Consider the following 18,048-nt stretch of genomic DNA (forward strand, 5'->3'; position numbering starts at 1 on the left):
TCGCGCCAGCGTCGAGTTCTTTGAGGATCGAGACGATCTGCGATTCGGTGAAGCGGCTCTTCTTCACGTGAGTCTCCTTGGCGGGCCTTACGCCCGAGACCTCACAGTTTCCGCCTGTCCGAAATCACCGCCTCAGGTCAAGTTAGCGCTATCAATCGCTACCGGCGCAAGCGCGTAGGTCAGAAGGCCAGCTGCCGACATTCGGCAAACGGCCGATAAGCGCGACTGGAGGCTGCCATGGGATCACGAGTCCTTATAGCTCTCTTTTTCGCGGCGACACTCGCCGCGTGCAACTCGCATGCGAGCTCGCCGGTCACCCCCTACGCTATTACGCCCGCTGCTCAAGTCCTGACGTCGCCGACTGCGACGCCAGGCTGGAGCTCGTTCACGTACTCCGGCAACATCCAGGGCATGACCGCTGGTCCAGACGGCGCGATGTGGGCGACAATGACCGACGGATCCGTATCGCGCATCGACGTGCTCGGCAATCAGACTTCGTATGCGGTCGGTGGTGTGGCGCAAGAGTTCATCGTCAGCCTTCAGGGGGATCTCTACGTCTACGAACTGCTTTCAGGGGGCATCTCCGGAATCGCGAAGGTGACGACCGGCGGTCAAGTGACCGATTATCCGCTCTCGAACGACTTCGTTCAGTCGATGGCGCCGGCGGGCGTCGGACTGTGGATGATCCGCGTGAACCAGAGCACCGGGACCTACCTGACGCGGATGGACACGAGTGGAAACACGTTCAACTACAGCGACACCGTCGGGCAGGGATTTTTAGACATCGTTCAGGGCGCCGACAAGAACCTATGGGCTGCGGCGTCGGTGTCGGGTATTGTCCGAATCTCGCGCCGCGACGGATCGCAGACGTTCTTTTCGGTAGACGAAAGCGAGACCCCTTATACGCTCGGATCTGACAAACTTCTCTGGACCGTAGTCACCAGTCGTGCGACGAGCGTCGACGTAAACGGAAACTCATCTAACTACCGGCTAGCGAAGAACCTACGCGGCTTTCCGCAGGTTGCGACGCCGCACGTCATATGGTGGATCGCCGGAACTCCGATCGAACTCCACGGATTCAACACGACGACGCACCGCATCAGCAAGAACATCGCGCTCCCGGTGCAGACGAACTATAGCGGACCGCTCGCGCTCGGCCCCGATAAGCGGCTGTGGGCGGCGATCAACGGAACGATGTATCTCTACACGATCAAGTAGCGCTACTTGGAATATTCCGTTCTTTAGGCCCCGCAAGCCAAACCGAAAACGTCGCCCCTAATTCAGAGTACCGACGTAGACGTAGCGGGAATCTGTCATCCATAGGTTGTGGTCCGGAGCGATAATCGCGTCCACCAAATATTCCTGGGCCGGGTCGGTCCACACGTGTAGGCTCACTTCCTTGGTGGTGTTGAAGCGAAAAATCGTCTGCTGATCCGGGTAGAGCCCGCAGGGCATGATTAGCGTGCCTTTGTGCGGCAGTATTGCGAAAGGCCCGTTACGTGGACGGCCGAGGGCTATGACTTTAACGCCCAGGTTGTCGTCAATGCGTACCAAATCCGGGTTCAGAATTGTTCCAGCAGCCGCCCAGATGTATCCGTCGCTGGCTGTCGCTAGGGGACCGATGCGGCCGACAACTACCGACGTGATGCTATCGTCTGGCGCGATGCGGTAGAGCGTCCCCGAGTAGTAACCTACGATGAACATCGCGCGTCCCGTCGTGTTGCCGCGCATGATTCCGTCAACCTGCTCAGGCATTGTGAGCGTCGAAATGACACCCACCGTCGTGATGCGCGTGATAGTCGCGGATCCATCGTCTAGCCACAGCCGCTGATCGTAACCAGAAACCATCGTATCCGCACCGTACGTGCAAGCGTAGGGCGCAATGAGATCGACGACGGTCAGGTCTGGATGGACCTTGTAAATGTGACACGTCGACCCATTCGACGTCGCGATGTAGATATTGCCATCCGGGTTAGGAGCGATAGCCGTGCCGATCTGTGTCGGATCGGGGTAGGGCGACGTGAGGACATTGAAGTTGCTCGGCGTTATGCGGCCATATGCGTGCTCGTACGTATCCATGTACCAAACATTTCCATCGTGGCCGTCAACCATTTTTGTGACGAACGCCGGGCCGTGTAACGTCCATGTCGGCGTAGCAGAGGCGTCAGGCGAGGCCGACTTGCCGAATGCGATCACGGACGGCTCTAGTGAGGTGGCAGACGTTGTGGGAATCGATGACACAACGGGGTGTGACGCGCACGCCCCGACCAATGCGAGAACAACCGACAGCACCAACGGTCGCAACTGGCGCATCGCAACACCTCCGGTGACCCTCACTTTCGGTGGGGTCGCGAGCTATCCCGCAGCGATGTCTAGGCCGGAAGTCTCTACGTGGAAGATACTGCCCTTGCTGGACCAGCGATCTATTGCTGAATTTTAGTCACCCTGCAAAGAGTAGGCGACGACCTATCGATCGTCGCCCCCTTGCCTGCCGAGACAGGGTCTCCGTCAGCCATTGTATCAGGCAGAGGCGTAGCGGTTCAAGGCGCTTTGCGCCCTCGCGGCCGGAAAGGGATCAGATCCCCCCACCCTTGTGGCAGCTCTGAGCGATCAAGTTCACGATCGGGCTGAAGAGGCTCGAGAAAAGCAGACTGGTCTTGATCGACTTGATTGCTCAAAGAAAGTGCAAGACGCTTGATTATCTCGCAACGCCGGCTGATTGTCTCAAAAGGGTCGGGCTCGCGCAGCTGAACAACTTTTGACATTCTCAAACTCCTGTTAGAACGACCGGCGCACCGTGAGACGCCAGCCTAGAGACCAAGTCGGGTAGCCGGGTTGTCGTCGAACAGTGTAGACGGTCTGATGTAGCGCTGGACCATCTCGAGGCTGTGATGCCCAGTCTGCGACGCGATCGCCGACAGCGAGGCGCCGTTCGCGGCGCTCTGCGTAGCGAGCCCACTCCGCAGCGAATGCCCACCGTACCGAGTCGGATCGAGGCCGGCAGCCTTGGCGAGTCTTTGAACGCAGCGCGCGACGGCCTGTCCGCTCGCGCGACGCCCGGTCACTTTGCCGTGACGCGTGATCTCTGGGAAGAGCGGCTCGCCAGCGATCGATCCGAGCCGATCAGCGAGCTCGCGAAGCGCGCGGACGGGGCACGTGCGTGGGTTCGACCCGAACGGAATGCCGACCGTGCGCCCCTCCCCCTCTTGATCCGTCTTCGATCGGCGAAGCGTTACGATTGCGCCGTCGGGCGTGAAGTCGACGTCTTCAAAGTTCAGCGCGACGATCTCGGAACGTCGGAAACCGCCAGCAAACCCCAAGAGCACGAGCGCGCGATCGCGGACGCCGCGCTTCCCTCCCGGGAGGTGTGCGAGCATGGCGCGGAGGTCGTCGGTCATCATCGCGGCTTTCTGGCGGGGCGCGCAACCCTTTTCTCGGCGAATGCCGGCCCACACGCCAGCCACGACGGGCGATACCAGAGGCGACAGGAGCCCGGCGGCTTTGTGTGCGGCCGCGATAGCCGACATTTTGAGCCGGATCGTCGCGGTCTTGTGCTCTCGGCGAGATCGGCCAGATACAGTGCGACGGTCTCCGGGTCCGCCGGCAGGTATGCGCGGCCTCGGTCGATTGCCCAAGCCTCGAACTGCAACCAGAAGGTCCGGTAGATCCGCCGGGTGCTGTGCGCACGTGCGGCCGCGGTGTACTCGCGAGCACGATCGAAGAGCTGCTGATCTGGAACCGCCAGCGCCGCGCCGGACTCTAGCACTGTCTCCATAGCCTTCACGCCTCGCCTTCAGCGCACGTTACGTCGTGCTATCGGTCACGCGCTTATAAGCATATCTGCTCTCGTTTTGCTGGTCAAGTATTATTAGCATACTTGACCAAAGAGGACCTGTCCCACCGGCGGGAGCAGAAGCAGACCGAGGTACGTTTGAGCAATGCCAAAACAGGCGCGTCGCCCAGAGCGGGTTAAGGCGGCGACGGTGGTGGAGAGGCGAGCGGTCAGCCTTCCCTCGGATCTAATGCTTCAGGCGGACGCGGCTTTGTTCGACTTGCGAAAGCAGAGTCGTCGTATCAGCTTTTCCGCCCTCGTAGAAGTCGCTTTACGCGAGCTGCTTGCACGCGCCGACCTTGGTGGAACGCTTCAACGTCACGGCGCCGCGGCCCGGCGCAAGAGCTAGCGACCGGCGCCCCGTCCACTAGGTCAACGAGAGAAACGGAGCACTGGGTAGCAGGTGAGCCCATGCGTCGCTGCATCAGTCGCCGGCGCAATCGCCGCTGCTTCGGCGGGTGCGCTGCTGCACGTGCGAGCCGTGTCGTTTGATAGGTTGGGCGCTCCCGATCCCCATCGCGACGAGATCGAACGCTCTCTGGACTATGCTCGCACGGCGGCGAGGGACGCGGAGCTAGATCGGTGCACATCGATCGCCGCAATTTATAAGCGAGCGGGTTACTTGTCAACCATTCCAGTCGCCTTTTTCGTGGCTGCGCCAGTGGTCATTGACATGTGCGGTCTGTTCTTGGCCGTTGGGTCGCTCGCTCTCATACTCCCTGTGGCCATCGTCCTAATGGTCAAACCCGAGCTGGCGAGGTCGCACCGGCGAGAGTGGGAGATCGTTCACTATAACAAGTGGACTGGCGAAGTTCTTCCCCCCTGGCCTGGATATCGTGAGTTCCTTCGGGTTCGCGAGTTGGGGGCTGACGCCGAGCGAGAGATTACCGGCGCGCGCATGCATCTTATCGTCGCATTGCGCGAAGTCTACGATTACGTAATGAAGCGCGGCAGAGGTCAGGGGGGTGGTGGCGCTTCGGAGTACGATTTCTCTGGCTGGGAATCGAGCCTTGAGAGACTGGAGGAGAGCGTAACGGTGGCGGTGTCTCAGGCGGATCTCTCACCTGGCCAGACGCAACTCGTCGATGCTGCCGCTGCGGCTGGTCGAGATGCAAGAAAGAGCGCGGCCGATCTGGCGACGCGTTCGGGAAAGGGCGCGCAGCTCGCCGATCACCTCGGGGTTTGGGTTATCCAATGGAAGGCCGTTGACGCCGTCGCCAAAGCTCGACAGTCTCTCGGCGACGAGTGTCCGGAGTCGGACCTGGAAGACATTCGCAAACACCTCGAAGAGATTGACTAACGCCAAGCGCTACTATGATGATAATGGTGCCATTTGATCAATACAACCGCATCAGACATTGAGGGTCGACGGCGATACCCACCGGACTGCCTCTATTGTGACCAGCCTGCGGACTCAAAGGAACACGCGCTCGCCAGAGCCCTTGGAGGTCGTCTTTGGGCGCCGATTCTCTGCGGAGATCACAACGGAGAGGTGGCACGACTTGCCGACGAGCCGATGGTCGAGGAGTACAAGCCGTATGTAAACGCTCTCGCGGTCAAGCGACAAGACGGCACGATCGGCGTCTGCTTCAAGGCGACTACTGACGAGGGCGAAACGCTAACCGTGACCGCCGAAGGCAAATTGGAGCCCCAAAAACTTGAGGTCAAAGCTCGTGATGCATCCGGACGGATCACGAGGGCTTTTGGCGACCTGCTCTTGCTCGAGACCTTGCGGAAGCGTGGAGCGCTGGCGACCGATCCGAACCAGCGGATCATCGCGGTCGTAGAGAAGGCCCCGGTAGTAAATTTCTCGGTTACAGTGGCCCACGGCGTTGAGCGCGGCGTTCTTAAGTCTGCTCTACATTTCATCGCGGGTTTCGTCGGTGATGTTGAACAGGGCGAAGCGTTGGCTCTTTTGCCAAGCGTTTTGGGAAAGGAGCTAGCCGGCGGTGAGTTCGTCAGAACTTGGGCATACGACGACGCTCTGTTTCCAGAATCATGGCCGCCGCGGCACGAGTTGACGAGCTACCCGGGCGACAGTCTTACATATGTTTCCATGCTTCTTTTTGGCGTCGATGCTTTCGTGGTTCGGCTGCCGATCACGACTGACCAGCCCCTGCGATACACGCAGCCTTTGATCGGCCCAACCCATCCTAGGCTCTCCGTACCCGCACCGGTCGCGATCGACTGGGACCGCCCGCTCGCCACGAGTGATACCGACGCATTCATGGCCGAGCACGGCAGACGAATCGACGCGATATCGGAGTTCGCAGGACGTCGGATGATCCGAAAGATTTGCCGAGACGCCGCGCGGAGAGCTATGCTGCCGGAGCGACGAGCTGCCGTGCGCACCGATTTCTTCACACGCTACGCAGCTGAGCTCCAGGTTGGTTGTGTGGAGGCGCCCCTTATCGCATACCTGCTTAGGGAAGGTCGTCGCCTGCGCGATGAGGGCGAAGCCGTATGGCATCTGTAGCCCGCTCAGTATACCAATTGTATGCCGATACGGCGCGGATTTGCGCGGTCGTCGTCGGCTCCGCGCGGTCGCTAGCGCGTCGACAACATTGCCGCAACCCCGCGCCACCCGTGCGATAGCGCGAATTGGCCGGCGAATATCGCGCGCTTCGGATTTTAGCCTGAACTAACTGTCACGCAGGAGGTCGAGGGTTCGAGCCCCTTCAGCGTCGCCAGTTCAAACCCGCAAGCCGTATCGGATTGCGGGTTTTCTTACCCGCTTCGTGCAGAGACCCGAATGCCTGACCTCAACGGCCGGATACACCATCGCGGGGAGGGTCAGCAAACGATGCGATTCGCCCGACATAATAGCCGAGCCGATCTTCGGCATCACCCGGCTTGTGGAACCCCTGCGCCATCAAAGCTTTTATCGAAGTCTGGGCGGCGGGTCGTTGTATCGAAGCCATGCACGCATCCCACCCGGCGCTGAGCTCGATGTCCGGAGCAAGGCTCGTGTTTACGAGACGCTTCGTGTTCGCTATCGCCCACTTATCGAATCCGGATATCCGAGTCGCAAGCGTCTCTACAAACGCGTCAAGGTCAGCATCAGGTAAAGCTCGATTGACGTAGCCGTAAGCCTCCGCCTGATCGGCCCTGATATCGTCCGAACTCAGGAGCAACTCCAGCGCGCGGTTTCGGCCCATGAGCCGGGGGAGTCGAGCCATGGGACCGCCACCTGCGACCAATCCCACACCCACCTCCCATTGCGAGAGCACGGCCTTTTCCCGGCTCGCAAAACTCATGTCGCAAGACAGAGCGATCTCGCTGCCGTTGCCAGTCGCGCGGCCGCGGATAAGCGCGATCGACGCGACCGGTAAGTGTGTGAGACGCACGAGAAAGTCCGGCCAAGGAGGCAAACCCGTCGGACCCGCCGGCATCGAGGTAAGATCCTCAAGCCTGGCCGTGAAATCGGAGTGATTCAGGAAATAGCCATCAACGGCGCTATCGAAGACAACGACTCTGACATCGTTGTCGGCCTCCAGGCCGTCCATGAGGCTCTGGAACTCGCGAACCATCTGCGGGCCCATGACGTTGATCGGTGGGTTGTCGATCGTAACGCGCCAGTATGCGGGCGATCGACGAGTCACGCGAATCTGCGGCGTCGAAGTCATGGGTGTTCTCCTTTATATATGCGTATCAGTGTCGGTCTCTGGTTGGATCGGCTACTCGCTGCCGACCCCTAGTTGATTACCGTCGCTCCGGCTTTGGCGACGATCTCGTCTTGCGAATCCGTGCCACCCGAAACACCGATTGCCCCGATGATCGCCTCCTTTTCGAGTAGTGGGATGCCGCCTCGTGACGCGATGATTCCCTCGAATGCAAGGATGTAGTTGAGATGCATGACCTGAACGGCATCCTCAAAGATCTTGGTTTCGCGCCGGAACGTCGCGGATGCTCGAGCCTTGTGTTCCGCGATCTGAATAGAGGCAAGCATCGCGTCGTCCATTCGTTGAAACGCTACAAGGTGGCCGCCAGAATCCACCACGGCGATGTTCATCTTCCAATTCCTTTTCTTCGCCTCTGCAGTCGCCGCGAGAATAACTGCTTGCGCTCGGTCCAAAGATATCGGGGGTCCATACGGAGTGTCGAAGGGTACTTCTTCCGGAACGAAATCGAGGGGATTCGTTTCCGCTGTCTGGCTTGACATTTCTTGTCCTCTATTCAATGACCGAGTAATGATCGCTTGACCGGCTGTAGGTCCCGCCTCACCGTGATGGGCGAACGCTGGGGTATAGCGCTAATTAGCGCCGCACTGACAAAGCGTCAAGCACGAAGGTGATTTCTACTTGCGCGAAGCTCACAAGGTTATGGTAACAGCGCCCAATGAGAAAGTCTGCACACTCTGAGTCGGCACACCATTAGTATTCAGATACGTTAGAAAGCCCAGTTCCGTCGTCGAAATTTCCGCCCGAGGACTATCAGGTCACGGCGTCGCGAGTTCCGGCCTGATACGGGCGCGACCCCCGGCCTCTCTACACCTGCTGCAAGGACGGCGACTCTAAGTATTCATAGACATACGAGATCACAATGCTACCTTCTCCGACCGACGACGCGACTCGCTTGACGGACGAACTGCGAACGTCACCTGCAGCGAAAATCCCGGGGATGCTGGTTTCGAGCGGATACGGCTTTCTAGTGAGACGCCAGTCCTCGATGTCGCGACCAGTGCGGATGTATCCGTGATGATCTCGTTCTAGTTCCTCAGGAAGCCACGCGGTCTCGGCGTCGGCGCCGATGAAAATGAACACGGCGTGAGCTGCGCGGTCCTTTTCCGTACCTACGTCGGTCGAACGAGTGACGATCCGTTCCAAACGTCCGTCACCTTTGACCGCTTCGAGTGTCGTATGGGTTTCCACGGTGATGTTCGCGATCGCACGAATCTGCTCGATCAAGTATTGAGACATCGTTCGCTCCAGCTCGCCGGCGCGAACCAAAATTGTCACGTTTCGGGCGTAACGCGAGAAGAAGATCGCAGCTTGACCCGCCGAATTTCCGCCACCGACGAGAAAGATGTCCTTTCCGCGAACGGTATAGGCCTCGCCGCGCGATGCTCCGTAAAAGACGCCGCGCCCAACACACGCGTCGAGACCAGGCGTCGCGAGCTTCCGCCAAGCCACGCCAGTTGTCAGCACGACACTGCGCGCGCGCACGACTGTCCCATCGTCCAACAGCGCCGAAAATTCGGATCCGTTCGCGCGGAGTTCACGGACGCTCCGCGTGACGAGTACTTCGGCGCCGAGCCGTTTGGCTTGCTGCAGCGCGCGGTGCGCTAGTTCGCCGCCGGAGATTCCGCTCACAAAGCCGAGATAGTTTTCGATACGGGCCGAAGTGCCGGCTTGTCCACCGGGCGCGTTTTGCTCTATCAGTATCGTCGCAAGACCCTCGGAGCCTCCGTAGACCGCCGCCGCAAGCCCGGCGGGTCCGCCTCCAACGATTAGCACGTCGTATGCGCCGAATTGCGGAACAGTCGGAAGCGCTAGTGCTTCGGCAAGCGCCTGAAGGTCCGGCGCTACGAGGGTTCGCCCATCGGCGAGGCGCACGATCGGGAGCGACGACGTGTCGACGGCGAGCTTCGAGATGAACCCCGCGTCCACGGGATCGTTGAGGTCGAGCCACCCGAACGGCACCTGGTTCCGTGACAAAAAATCACGTATCGCGTGCGAAGCCGCATCGAGGTCAGTGCCGATCACGACGGCCTGCTGCGCGCCGTACGTTCGGTACGAATCGCGGAGAAGCGTAACTCGACGAATCAGCGTCTGCGCCAGGAAAGCGGCTGCTTCTTTGGACTCTGTGATGAGGAAATGAAGATCCGCCGGATCGACCCGCATCAACCGCGATGGGCGCAGCGCGCGAGCCGAGATGAACGACTCGGTGCCGAGTATGACGGCGAACTCCCCAAAGAATTCCGTCGGGTCAAACGTCGTTGACTGGGCCTCTCGGCCGCTGAGGAGCCGCACGCGCTCTACTTCCCCTGAGAGCACGACCCACAGATACGGGGCATCGCCTTCTCGCGTGACCCATTCCCCGGCCGCTACTCGGATCTCCGCGGAACGCGAAGCGATCAATGCCCTCAAGGCCGGGGTTATGTCTGCGAAAAGCGGGACCTTTCGCAGCTCGTTGGCATCGATCAATGCGGTTAGGAGCGCAGGGTGCCCTGCACGTCGAGTTCGATCCGAACGCCGTCGCCTACCACGACGCCTCCAGTCTCGAGCGCTGCGTTCCAGGTCAACCCGAAGTCTTTGCGGTTGATCGTGGTCGACGCGCTATAGCCAACGCGCTGCTTTCCCTGCATGTCGGGGCCACGGCCTTCGAGCGCAGCTTTGAGTTCGACGGCGCGGGTCATGCCGTGGATCGTCAGGTTCCCATCGATCGTGAAGGTCTCCGCCGATCCTCGGATGCGCGTGCTTACAAACTCTATCGTCGGGTACCTCTCGACCTCTAAGAAGTCAGCGGATCTAAGGTGCGCATCGCGCTGAGCCTCTCGCGTGTCGATGCATGTCGCATCGATCGTGGCCTGGACGAAGCTCGGGACGTCGCTATTGGGCTCGAAATCGATGGTCCCCGATACGCCCGCGAAGAGCCCTCGTACTTTCGCGATCATCAGATGACGGACGACGAATGCGGCCGTTGAGTGGGCCGAGTCGATCGCGTAGGAGGTCGTTTCGGAAAGCTGGCTGGTCATGGTTACTCCTTGCGCTGTGACGTGCGGCGTGAGAGCGCCGCACGGTTACGAACTATGAGGCGGGCCTACGTACGGGAACTCGGCTAGCAAGTCAGTATGGGGTTTGAGTCCATCCCCCGTCACCTTCCCATTCGTTAGCAGCGAAAGGAAATGCGCAACGGCGTCGTCGGTGAGCGCACGGCCGTTGACCGGGTACGAAGCTCTTTGTCCGGGCTGAAAGTGCTGCACGTCAGGCAGCATGGTGCCCGCGGTGCGCGTCGCTTCCTCCGGCGTGTATCCACCTGCATGTTCGAGCCCATGCGCGAAGACGGGGATAAACCGCGCGTCATTCGCTGGCTCTCCTGTTATGTAAGCAATTTTATCGTCCGCCGCGAGGAACGGCTCTTGCGAGGCCCGCGCGCCGCGATCTGCCTGCACCCACCTTCCGGACGCACCATCGACCGTTCGGCCCCACAGGCGGAGCTTCGAACCCAGTTTAGAGTTGGGAACTTCGAGCACGATCGAACAGACATTTTTGTCGCCGAAGAAATCTTGACCGGTGAACTTCAAACCGTTCAGCGCGCCCAATGCATCGAAGAAAAACGGGTCGCTACGCCAACCTGCGAAAAACCGCAATTCGCCGACGCTGGTTATCTTTGCGTCGCGTCCCGTCGAAACCGGCGCGTCCTTGAGCACGATTATGCCGTCGTCGCCATTACGATCGGACTTAGTGCTGTCGATACGCCGTAACGTGGCGGTCAGTTGACCCCCATGCGAGGCCGTGAAGCGCGTGCTATAGGCGACATTCACAACGTTGTCACCGTCCGTGTCGATCATCACCTCGTACAACGCGTCGGTCGCGTACGGCACGGTGGTTGTAGGACCTTTTGGATTCACGCCGATGGACGGGTGCGAGTTCAATATCAGTATCGATTTACGATCATCACCGCGCTTCGGAAACGCAAACAGATCTGTGAAGTTCAGGCGCGCATCCGAATGGGGAAACGCGAAGTCGGGTCCCGGGAAATGATGAGACATACGATCACCCTCTCTTAGCTTGCTCGATTGCCGTTTTGAGCGGCGTGCTTTTCGCACGTGTAGGCGCCGCGCGACGTGCGACCGTATTGGCGCTCACCCTTGTGAAAATAGACGCCGCTTGGGATGTCGAGCCATACGACGGCGCTTTCGCAAGACCACGAAGGCTTCGACCAGCCCGGCTCGACGACGTTGTTTGCACCGGATCCGCCGCTCGTCAGATCTTCGGCTCTAGCCAGTAAGGGGAAGAAAGCGACAATGCTTGCCATAGACCCGATAAAGAAGTTCCGTTTCATAGTGCTCCTCCCGAAAATCAATGTATTCGACCGGCATTGGTCTGTCTACGAAGAAAAAGTACGCACCACCAACGCTCGGGCCCGATGGACCAGGACCGAGGTTAGCCAACTCACGGCGAAAAGACCGACGATCGCACAGCCGAGCGCTCCCAAGTTCCCGTTCACCGAGGCGATCGCTGGCCAAAGGCCCCCGCCAAGTTTTAGGCGGTTCTCGAGCAGGTCCAGCGCCTCAACACCGCCCACGAAGAGCGCCCCAAAAATGGAAACAACCGTGACGATCATGTTATACGACAGCTTGCGATCGGGCCGTACGAAAGCCCACCCATAGGCGCCGAGCATGAGAATGCCATCGGTCGTGTCGAGCAGCGACATGCCAGCCGCAAAGAGCAACGGAAAGATCAGAATAGCCGCGACGGGGAGCGCGTTACCGGCTTCGATCGCCGCGATCCCCAGCAATCCAACTTCGGTCGCCGTATCAAACCCCAAGCCGAAGAGTACACCGATCGGATACATCTTCCAACTCTTGTCTACCATCGCAAGGACAGGACGGAATAGGCGGCCGAGAATGCCGCCTTGCGCCACCGACTGACTCAGCGCGTTTCCGTTGTCGTATGCTTGTCCGCTGCGCGCGCGCCAATGCGCGCGCAATACGTCGATAAGTACGCCGACGTTGATGACGGCGATCGTGAGTAGGAAAAGGGCCGAGATCGCCGGGCCAACGACGCCATCATCGAAGCGCAGAAGCGGAATGTGGCTCCGTACGGCGTCTGCCGAGAGCGCGATCGCGACAGTCAGTAAGACGACGATGGTCGAGTGGCCAAGTGAGAAGAACAACCCGGCCTTGACGGGCTTAGCGCCGTCGTGCATCAGTCTACGCGTCACGCTGTCGATAGCAGCGATGTGGTCGGCGTCCACAGCGTGGCGTAACCCGAACGTGTAGGCGAGGAGCGCCGTTCCGAGCAGCGGCGGATGCGAGCCAAACACCGCAAACGCCGCCAACCACGCCCCGGCGTTGAACACGAGCAAGAAGGCGTACGTCGAGACGATTTTCCCGAGCGCAGGCTTAAAGACGCTGGCGAAGCTGCTCACATCGGCGACGGCGTTCGCAGCGGCTACCTCTGGCGACGTCTTATGCAGGATTGAACGCAGACCCGGAGATTGACCTAGCCGCCTCCGCTATCACGTCGGTCACGGCCTTTGACTGTGAGATCATGATAGCGTGTGAGCCCGGCAACTCTGTGATCTTCGCACCAGCCCGCTTTGCCATTGACCGGATGATGTCAGTGCCAGCGCCCACGTCGTCAGTGGCAACTATGGCCCAAGATGGTACCGTTTTCCAGGCTACCGGCCCGGAGGTGTCAGCGAATGCGGCTCCCGCAATGGGCCGCTGCGTAGCTGCCATGAGCTTTGCATGCGCCTCGGGCACGTCAGCGGCATAGGCCCTGCGGAAGTGCACCGGGTCGATCGAGTACTCCGGCGCCGTCCCTCCGTCCGAACCCGTCGGATACTGACGTTCAATAAGCAAAGAATTTAGTATGCTGTCCTTCGACTGCACGTCAGTGAGACGTTCGCCTTCCTCTGGAATCAGGGCTGCCACATACACCAGGCCGACAACGTTGGACACCGTAGATGCAGCGTTGCTCGCGACGGCTCCGCCGTATGAATGGGCGACAAGGAGGACGGGGCCATCGATCTGATCGAGAAAGCTCGCAAGGTATTCGGAGTCAAAACTCACGCCGCGTAACGGATTAGGCGGAGCGATGACGTCAAAGCCTTGTGTCAGCAAACGCTCGATAACGTCGTTCCAACTGGACGCGTCAGCAAAAGCCCCGTGTACGATTACGACGGTTGGTTTCCTGTTGTGGTTCATTGAGCGTATCTCCTAACAGTCGCTGCCGACGCACTAGTGCGAACCAGCGGTGTCCGCAGCCTCGATTATGACTCGGGCTACACGTTCGGGCTGAGACAGCATCGGAACGTGGCTGCTTTCGACTTCGATCGTCGTTGCATGGATCTTCCGTGCCAGTGCTCGTTCGATAGCTGGGTCTATCATACGGTCGTTTTGGGCGACGATATACCAAGACGGCTTCGTCTTCCAGGCGGCGTTGTGCAGCTTTGTTGAAAAGCACGCTGCAGCGATCGGCCCCTGCGTAGCAGCCATCACGTCGGTTTCGGCGCGCGGAAGATCTTGCGCAAAATCCTCAGCGAGTACCGTGCGCGGTAACGAGAGGAAATGGCTCGCGTCCTCTTTCACCGCCGCGAGACCAGGCGACGTGGGATAGCCGACTAACAGGTCGGCGAACGATTGGCCAACATCAGGCGCGCCAGCCGCCACGAACACCAAACCAGCGACCTTCGGATCCACACCGGCCTCGGAAATCACTGCCCCGCCCCACGAATGACCGACGAGCAAAACTGGCCCATTTTGCGCCGCAATCGCTCGTCTTGTCGCGGCGACATCATCGGCGAGCGAGGACAGCGGATTCTGCACCACGGTCACGTTGAGCCCCTCAGCCTGGAGCAACGGGACGACTTTAGCCCAACTGGATCCGTCCGCGAAAGCCCCGTGCACGATAACGATATTCTTGATGCCTCGCGGACCGTCGGATGCCGCACAGGGCTGCCCGAGAGCGATTGCGAGTAGTAAGGCGCTGAACAAGGCTCCCAACAAACGATTCATAGCCGGATTCCTTCTCTGCAGTGATCTACGCAAAATACGAGACGCTTCAATGTAGCAAGGTTTGCGATTTTTGTCTCGCCACCAAAAGTAGACAATGCGATATGCGCGTTCATGTGACTATTTCAAAAGTCACCTCGAGCTCAACCGGCAATCCGAGCGGTAGACTTGCGACACCATACACCACCCGAACAGAAGTCTTATCCGGGCCAAAAATCTCTAGGAATAGTTCCGAAGCCGCATCGGCGACTTTTGGCAGGTCCAACGAGTCGTCGCCTGTCGCCAGCATAACGCCGAGACGTACGATGCGAGAGACATGGTTCAGAGAGCCGAGATGTTCTCTCGCAATAGCCAATGCATTTAGCGCAGCCAGGCGCGTCGCGGACCAAGCCTGCTCTGCGTTAAGGTCGGTACCGAGGCGGCCGTGATATTGCGGCCGGCCGTTGAGAACTGGTAACGTGCCGCTCAAGAACAACAAATTGCCAGACCGAACCGCCTCGGCGTATGCGCCGAATGGCGTAGGCGGCGACGGGAGCTCGATGCCAATCTCAGTAATGCGTGTTTCGGCATCGCCGGCTCCTTTGGATGTTTTCTCAAAGGGCATATCCCTCTCCGATCACGATTCAAGATGCTCATACAAAGCAACGATAACAGCTGCCCGCCGACGTGTCTGTTCACAAGAAGTGTGCAGGCGCATCGTGCGGCGTAAGAAAATGGACTAAGCGGATTGGCGGACGTTTGTCATGGATAACGATGCAGTGACGAAGCAAGCCACGTCTCGCGCGTCGGAACTGTTGTTTGGGCGCGACGCCGAGCTGCGCATTCTCGAGCAACGTCTCGACAGCATCGGCGAACACGGGTCCGCTTTGCTTTTCCACGGAGATCCTGGCGTTGGTAAGACCGCTGTTCTCGCTGCAGCAAAGATGCTTGCGTCCAAGAAGCGCTTTTTGGTTCTCAGTATTGCCGGCGTCCAAACGGAGACGAATCTTCCGTTTGCCGGTCTCTACGAGCTCGTGCGCCCGCTGCTCGACAAAATGGAGCGCCTGCCAAAAGCACAGCAAAACGCGCTTCGCGCCGCTTTTGGACTGGTTGAACGTTCCTCAGCCGATCACTTTGTCGTTGCTTTAGGAGCGCTCGACCTTCTAGCGGAAGCCGCATCGGAACGCCCACTACTGTTGCTTGTCGATGACGTGCAATGGTTGGACCAATCGAGTACGGCCGTCCTCGCATTTATCGCGCGACGATTGGAATCCGAGCCGATCTTCATGCTGGTTGGAAATCGGGACCCTGACGGGACACCGTTAGATCGAATTATTCCGAAGTTACGTCTCGATGCACTCGACGATTTAGCTGCTAGCGCATTGTTGCACGCGCACTACTCTGAGCTTCCGGCGCTTCTCCGCGACAAAGTACTTCGGGAGGCGGCTGGAAACCCGCTAGCGCTCGTTGAGTTGCCAAAAGCCATCACGTCCGATTCCTACGGCGGGTTATTGCCAGAACCTCTGCCCCTAACAACACGGTTAGAGGACGCGTTCGCGTCGCGCATCTCCGAGTTACCGCTTTCCACCCGCCATTTGTTGCTTGCTGCTGCGCTTGATGAACAGTCGAACCTAGCTGAGATAATGAGCGTCGCAACGCTCCTTAGCGGTGAGGAACTTCCGCTCGAGGTACTAACGCCGGCTACACGCGCTGGGCTGCTTACTGTTGACAGTATGGATGTTCGCTTCAAACATCCGCTTATGCGCTCCGCCGTTCATAACGCCGCGAGTCTCGCGGAACGAGTCGCCGCGCACTCGGCGTTGGCGACAGTATTGCGGAACGATGCCGACCGGCGAGCCTGGCATCGGGCTGCGGCGACTGTTGGGCCGGACGACACGGTGGCTGAAGAGCTTGAAGCGGCTGCAATTCGGGCTCAGCAGCGCGGCGACGTGCCGGTCGCAGTTCAGGCACTCGATCGTGCGACCGAGCTGAGCGCGGACCCGGCTCGACGAGCGCGTTGTTTGCTAAAAGGCGTGGAACTCGCATTTGACATCGGCTGGCGAGACGTTGTCGTCCGGCTCCTTCAGCGAGCTGCAACCTTGAAAGTACCGCCCCGAGATCGCTTCAGGTTGATGTGGTACGGCGAGGCATTGAGTCGAAGCATCTCGGGCTCTCAAGCTTTGAGCGAGATTGCAGATAACATCAAAAGGAGTGATGACGTCGATCTTGCGTTGGATCTACTTTCAGGTCCCGCAACATATGGTTGGTGGGCCGAGCCGGACGAACAGGTGTGCAACAAGGTCATCGCGGCCGTCGAACGCGCGCGAATATCATCGCAAGAAGACTCGAGGTTTCTTCTGATCCTTGCCATGACCGCCCCGATCGACCGTGGCGCGTCTGTCGTCGCTTCTCTGAAGCGGCTAGCTAAGAATGCTGATGGTAATCCTCGCGCGGCATATTTGTTAGGAATGGCCGCCACGCAAGTCGGAGAGTTTGACTTGGTGGAGCGCTTTTTTACGATTGCCGCGTCGGGCTTTCGGAGTGACGGTAGACTGGCACTGTTGACCCACGTATTGGTCTTGCGCGCGTGGAGCGCCATTTACTTAGGAAATCGGAATGCCTCCATTGCGAATGCCGAAGAAGGGTTGCGATTGGCCACGGAAACGGACCAAACGATTTATGTCGCGCTTGCCCAAGCAGCTGTGGCGATGTTGGCTGCGCTACGTGGTGAACACGATAGCGCGGAAGCGTTGGCTGACGAGGCGGAGCGCGCCTCGTTGCGCATCGGCACAGTTGTCGCGGAAATACAAATGGTTAGAGGCGTAAATGCGCTGACCGCTCAGCGATATGCCGATGCATACTCGCACCTTCATCGGATGTTTGACCGCTCGGACAGCGCGTATCACCCCATGAGGCAATATTTTTTCATCGGTGACTTGGTTGAAGCCGCCATTCAGAGCGGGCATCGAGACGAAGCGAATGTTATCCTAGCGGACGTTGAAGATGTCGCACGGCGCACTCCATCATCGCAACTCCACCAGGCTTTACAATACGCACGTGCTATCCTCGTCGCAGACGATGATCCGGATCGCGAGCGGCTATTCGAGGGCGCGTTGTCGGAGGGGGTTATTCGCTCCCCCTTCACCCTGGCACGCATTCGTCTAGCTTATGGCGCTTGGCTGCGACGTGCGCGGCGCCTAAAGGACGCCCGGTCACCGCTACGAGCTGCGATGGAAGCGTTTGACATGTATGACGCGTTTCCGTGGAGCGAACGCGCGCGAAAAGAACTTCGGTCAACCGGTATTTCGGTCGAGGGGCGAACGCCAGAATTGCGAGATCGCTTGACCCCCCAGGAGTTACAGATCGCTTTGATGGCGGCGACAGGTTTGTCGAACCGCGAAATCGGCCAGAAGCTGTTCCTCTCGCATAGAACCGTGGGCTCCCATCTTTATCGGATATTTCCGAAGCTCAACATCACGACCAGGTTCCAGCTGCGGGATGTCCTTGCCGACGGTGGGGCCCAGAACGCCGATGCTACCTAAGAGTGTGCAGA

The 18,048-nt window shown here is 59.3% G+C and carries 16 protein-coding genes; 5 read left to right on the top strand and 11 right to left on the bottom strand.

The genetic code is table 11. The features are described from left to right. Positions 1-237 precede the first annotated feature (237 nt). On the top strand, positions 238-1,218 hold the full coding sequence (locus tag VFO25_02625; GenBank protein ID HET9341798.1) for a hypothetical protein: 981 nt from the start codon (positions 238-240) through the stop codon (positions 1,216-1,218). A gap of 57 nt (positions 1,219-1,275) precedes the next feature. On the opposite strand, the gene VFO25_02630 is transcribed toward VFO25_02625, so the two are convergent. Further along, entirely contained in the window at positions 1,276-2,196 is a 921-nt protein-coding gene (locus tag VFO25_02630) for a hypothetical protein (protein HET9341799.1), read from the bottom strand. 614 nt (positions 2,197-2,810) lie between these two features. Beyond that, positions 2,811-3,401: a site-specific integrase gene (locus VFO25_02635; GenBank protein HET9341800.1), complete on the bottom strand. Its 591-nt coding sequence runs from the start codon at positions 3,399-3,401 to the stop codon at positions 2,811-2,813. Positions 3,402-4,454: 1,053 nt separating this feature from the next. Here VFO25_02635 and VFO25_02640 point away from each other — a divergent pair. Further along, positions 4,455-5,132: a hypothetical protein gene (locus VFO25_02640; protein HET9341801.1), complete on the top strand. Its 678-nt coding sequence runs from the start codon at positions 4,455-4,457 to the stop codon at positions 5,130-5,132. Positions 5,133-5,324: 192 nt separating this feature from the next. Continuing rightward, on the top strand, positions 5,325-6,308 hold the full coding sequence (locus tag VFO25_02645; protein ID HET9341802.1) for a hypothetical protein: 984 nt from the start codon (positions 5,325-5,327) through the stop codon (positions 6,306-6,308). 286 nt (positions 6,309-6,594) lie between these two features. Here VFO25_02645 and VFO25_02650 read toward each other — a convergent pair whose 3' ends face one another. The 3 genes from VFO25_02650 to VFO25_02660 form a co-directional block, all read right to left on the bottom strand. Next, the gene (locus tag VFO25_02650; GenBank protein ID HET9341803.1) at positions 6,595-7,458 is read right to left on the bottom strand and encodes an enoyl-CoA hydratase/isomerase family protein; all 864 of its coding nucleotides are present in this window, start codon (positions 7,456-7,458) and stop codon (positions 6,595-6,597) included. 68 nt (positions 7,459-7,526) lie between these two features. Next, a complete protein-coding gene (locus VFO25_02655; GenBank protein HET9341804.1) occupies positions 7,527-7,994 on the bottom strand; it encodes a heme-binding protein in 468 nt (155 codons plus the stop codon). A 325-nt stretch (positions 7,995-8,319) separates the two neighbouring features. Further along, a complete protein-coding gene (locus VFO25_02660; protein ID HET9341805.1) occupies positions 8,320-9,489 on the bottom strand; it encodes an FAD-dependent oxidoreductase in 1,170 nt (389 codons plus the stop codon). 15 nt (positions 9,490-9,504) lie between these two features. Between VFO25_02660 and VFO25_02665 the strand changes: the two genes are divergently transcribed. Further along, on the top strand, positions 9,505-9,774 hold the full coding sequence (locus VFO25_02665; protein HET9341806.1) for a hypothetical protein: 270 nt from the start codon (positions 9,505-9,507) through the stop codon (positions 9,772-9,774). Positions 9,775-9,983: 209 nt separating this feature from the next. Here VFO25_02665 and VFO25_02670 read toward each other — a convergent pair whose 3' ends face one another. From VFO25_02670 to VFO25_02695, 6 genes are all read right to left on the bottom strand, one after another. Continuing rightward, positions 9,984-10,529, bottom strand: a complete 546-nt coding sequence (locus VFO25_02670) for a YceI family protein (GenBank protein HET9341807.1) — start codon at positions 10,527-10,529, stop codon at positions 9,984-9,986. 45 nt (positions 10,530-10,574) lie between these two features. Continuing rightward, a complete protein-coding gene (locus VFO25_02675; protein ID HET9341808.1) occupies positions 10,575-11,546 on the bottom strand; it encodes a DUF4331 family protein in 972 nt (323 codons plus the stop codon). A 338-nt stretch (positions 11,547-11,884) separates the two neighbouring features. Further along, positions 11,885-12,928, bottom strand: coding sequence for a HoxN/HupN/NixA family nickel/cobalt transporter (locus VFO25_02680; protein ID HET9341809.1), 1,044 nt, complete (start codon positions 12,926-12,928; stop codon positions 11,885-11,887). 40 nt (positions 12,929-12,968) lie between these two features. Further along, positions 12,969-13,709 carry an alpha/beta hydrolase gene (locus tag VFO25_02685; protein HET9341810.1) on the bottom strand — a complete coding sequence of 247 codons (741 nt, stop codon included), beginning with the start codon at positions 13,707-13,709 and terminating at the stop codon, positions 12,969-12,971. Between the two features lie 33 nt (positions 13,710-13,742). Beyond that, positions 13,743-14,519 (bottom strand): alpha/beta hydrolase, encoded by a 777-nt coding sequence (locus VFO25_02690; protein HET9341811.1) that lies wholly within the window; start codon positions 14,517-14,519, stop codon positions 13,743-13,745. Positions 14,520-14,628: 109 nt separating this feature from the next. Then, entirely contained in the window at positions 14,629-15,120 is a 492-nt protein-coding gene (locus tag VFO25_02695) for a RidA family protein (GenBank protein ID HET9341812.1), read from the bottom strand. 139 nt (positions 15,121-15,259) lie between these two features. Between VFO25_02695 and VFO25_02700 the strand changes: the two genes are divergently transcribed. After that, on the top strand, positions 15,260-18,037 hold the full coding sequence (locus VFO25_02700; GenBank protein ID HET9341813.1) for an AAA family ATPase: 2,778 nt from the start codon (positions 15,260-15,262) through the stop codon (positions 18,035-18,037). Positions 18,038-18,048: the final 11 nt, after the last annotated feature.

The sequence above is a fragment of the Candidatus Eremiobacteraceae bacterium genome, assembly GCA_035710745.1.
Classification (GTDB): domain Bacteria; phylum Vulcanimicrobiota; class Vulcanimicrobiia; order Eremiobacterales; family Eremiobacteraceae; genus JANWLL01.

What these genes read in the sequence shown, in the direction of transcription:
- VFO25_02625 (HET9341798.1), top strand. Translation starts at nt 238, where the DNA reads ATGGGATCACGAGTCCTTATAGCTCTCTTTTTCGCGGCGACACTCGCC.
- VFO25_02635 (HET9341800.1), bottom strand. Translation starts at nt 3,401, where the DNA reads ATGATGACCGACGACCTCCGCGCCATGCTCGCACACCTCCCGGGAGGG.
- VFO25_02650 (HET9341803.1), bottom strand. Translation starts at nt 7,458, where the DNA reads ATGACTTCGACGCCGCAGATTCGCGTGACTCGTCGATCGCCCGCATAC.
- VFO25_02655 (HET9341804.1), bottom strand. Translation starts at nt 7,994, where the DNA reads ATGTCAAGCCAGACAGCGGAAACGAATCCCCTCGATTTCGTTCCGGAA.
- VFO25_02670 (HET9341807.1), bottom strand. Translation starts at nt 10,529, where the DNA reads ATGACCAGCCAGCTTTCCGAAACGACCTCCTACGCGATCGACTCGGCC.
- VFO25_02675 (HET9341808.1), bottom strand. Translation starts at nt 11,546, where the DNA reads ATGTCTCATCATTTCCCGGGACCCGACTTCGCGTTTCCCCATTCGGAT.
- VFO25_02685 (HET9341810.1), bottom strand. Translation starts at nt 13,709, where the DNA reads ATGAACCACAACAGGAAACCAACCGTCGTAATCGTACACGGGGCTTTT.
- VFO25_02690 (HET9341811.1), bottom strand. Translation starts at nt 14,519, where the DNA reads ATGAATCGTTTGTTGGGAGCCTTGTTCAGCGCCTTACTACTCGCAATC.
- VFO25_02695 (HET9341812.1), bottom strand. Translation starts at nt 15,120, where the DNA reads ATGCCCTTTGAGAAAACATCCAAAGGAGCCGGCGATGCCGAAACACGC.
- VFO25_02700 (HET9341813.1), top strand. Translation starts at nt 15,260, where the DNA reads ATGGATAACGATGCAGTGACGAAGCAAGCCACGTCTCGCGCGTCGGAA.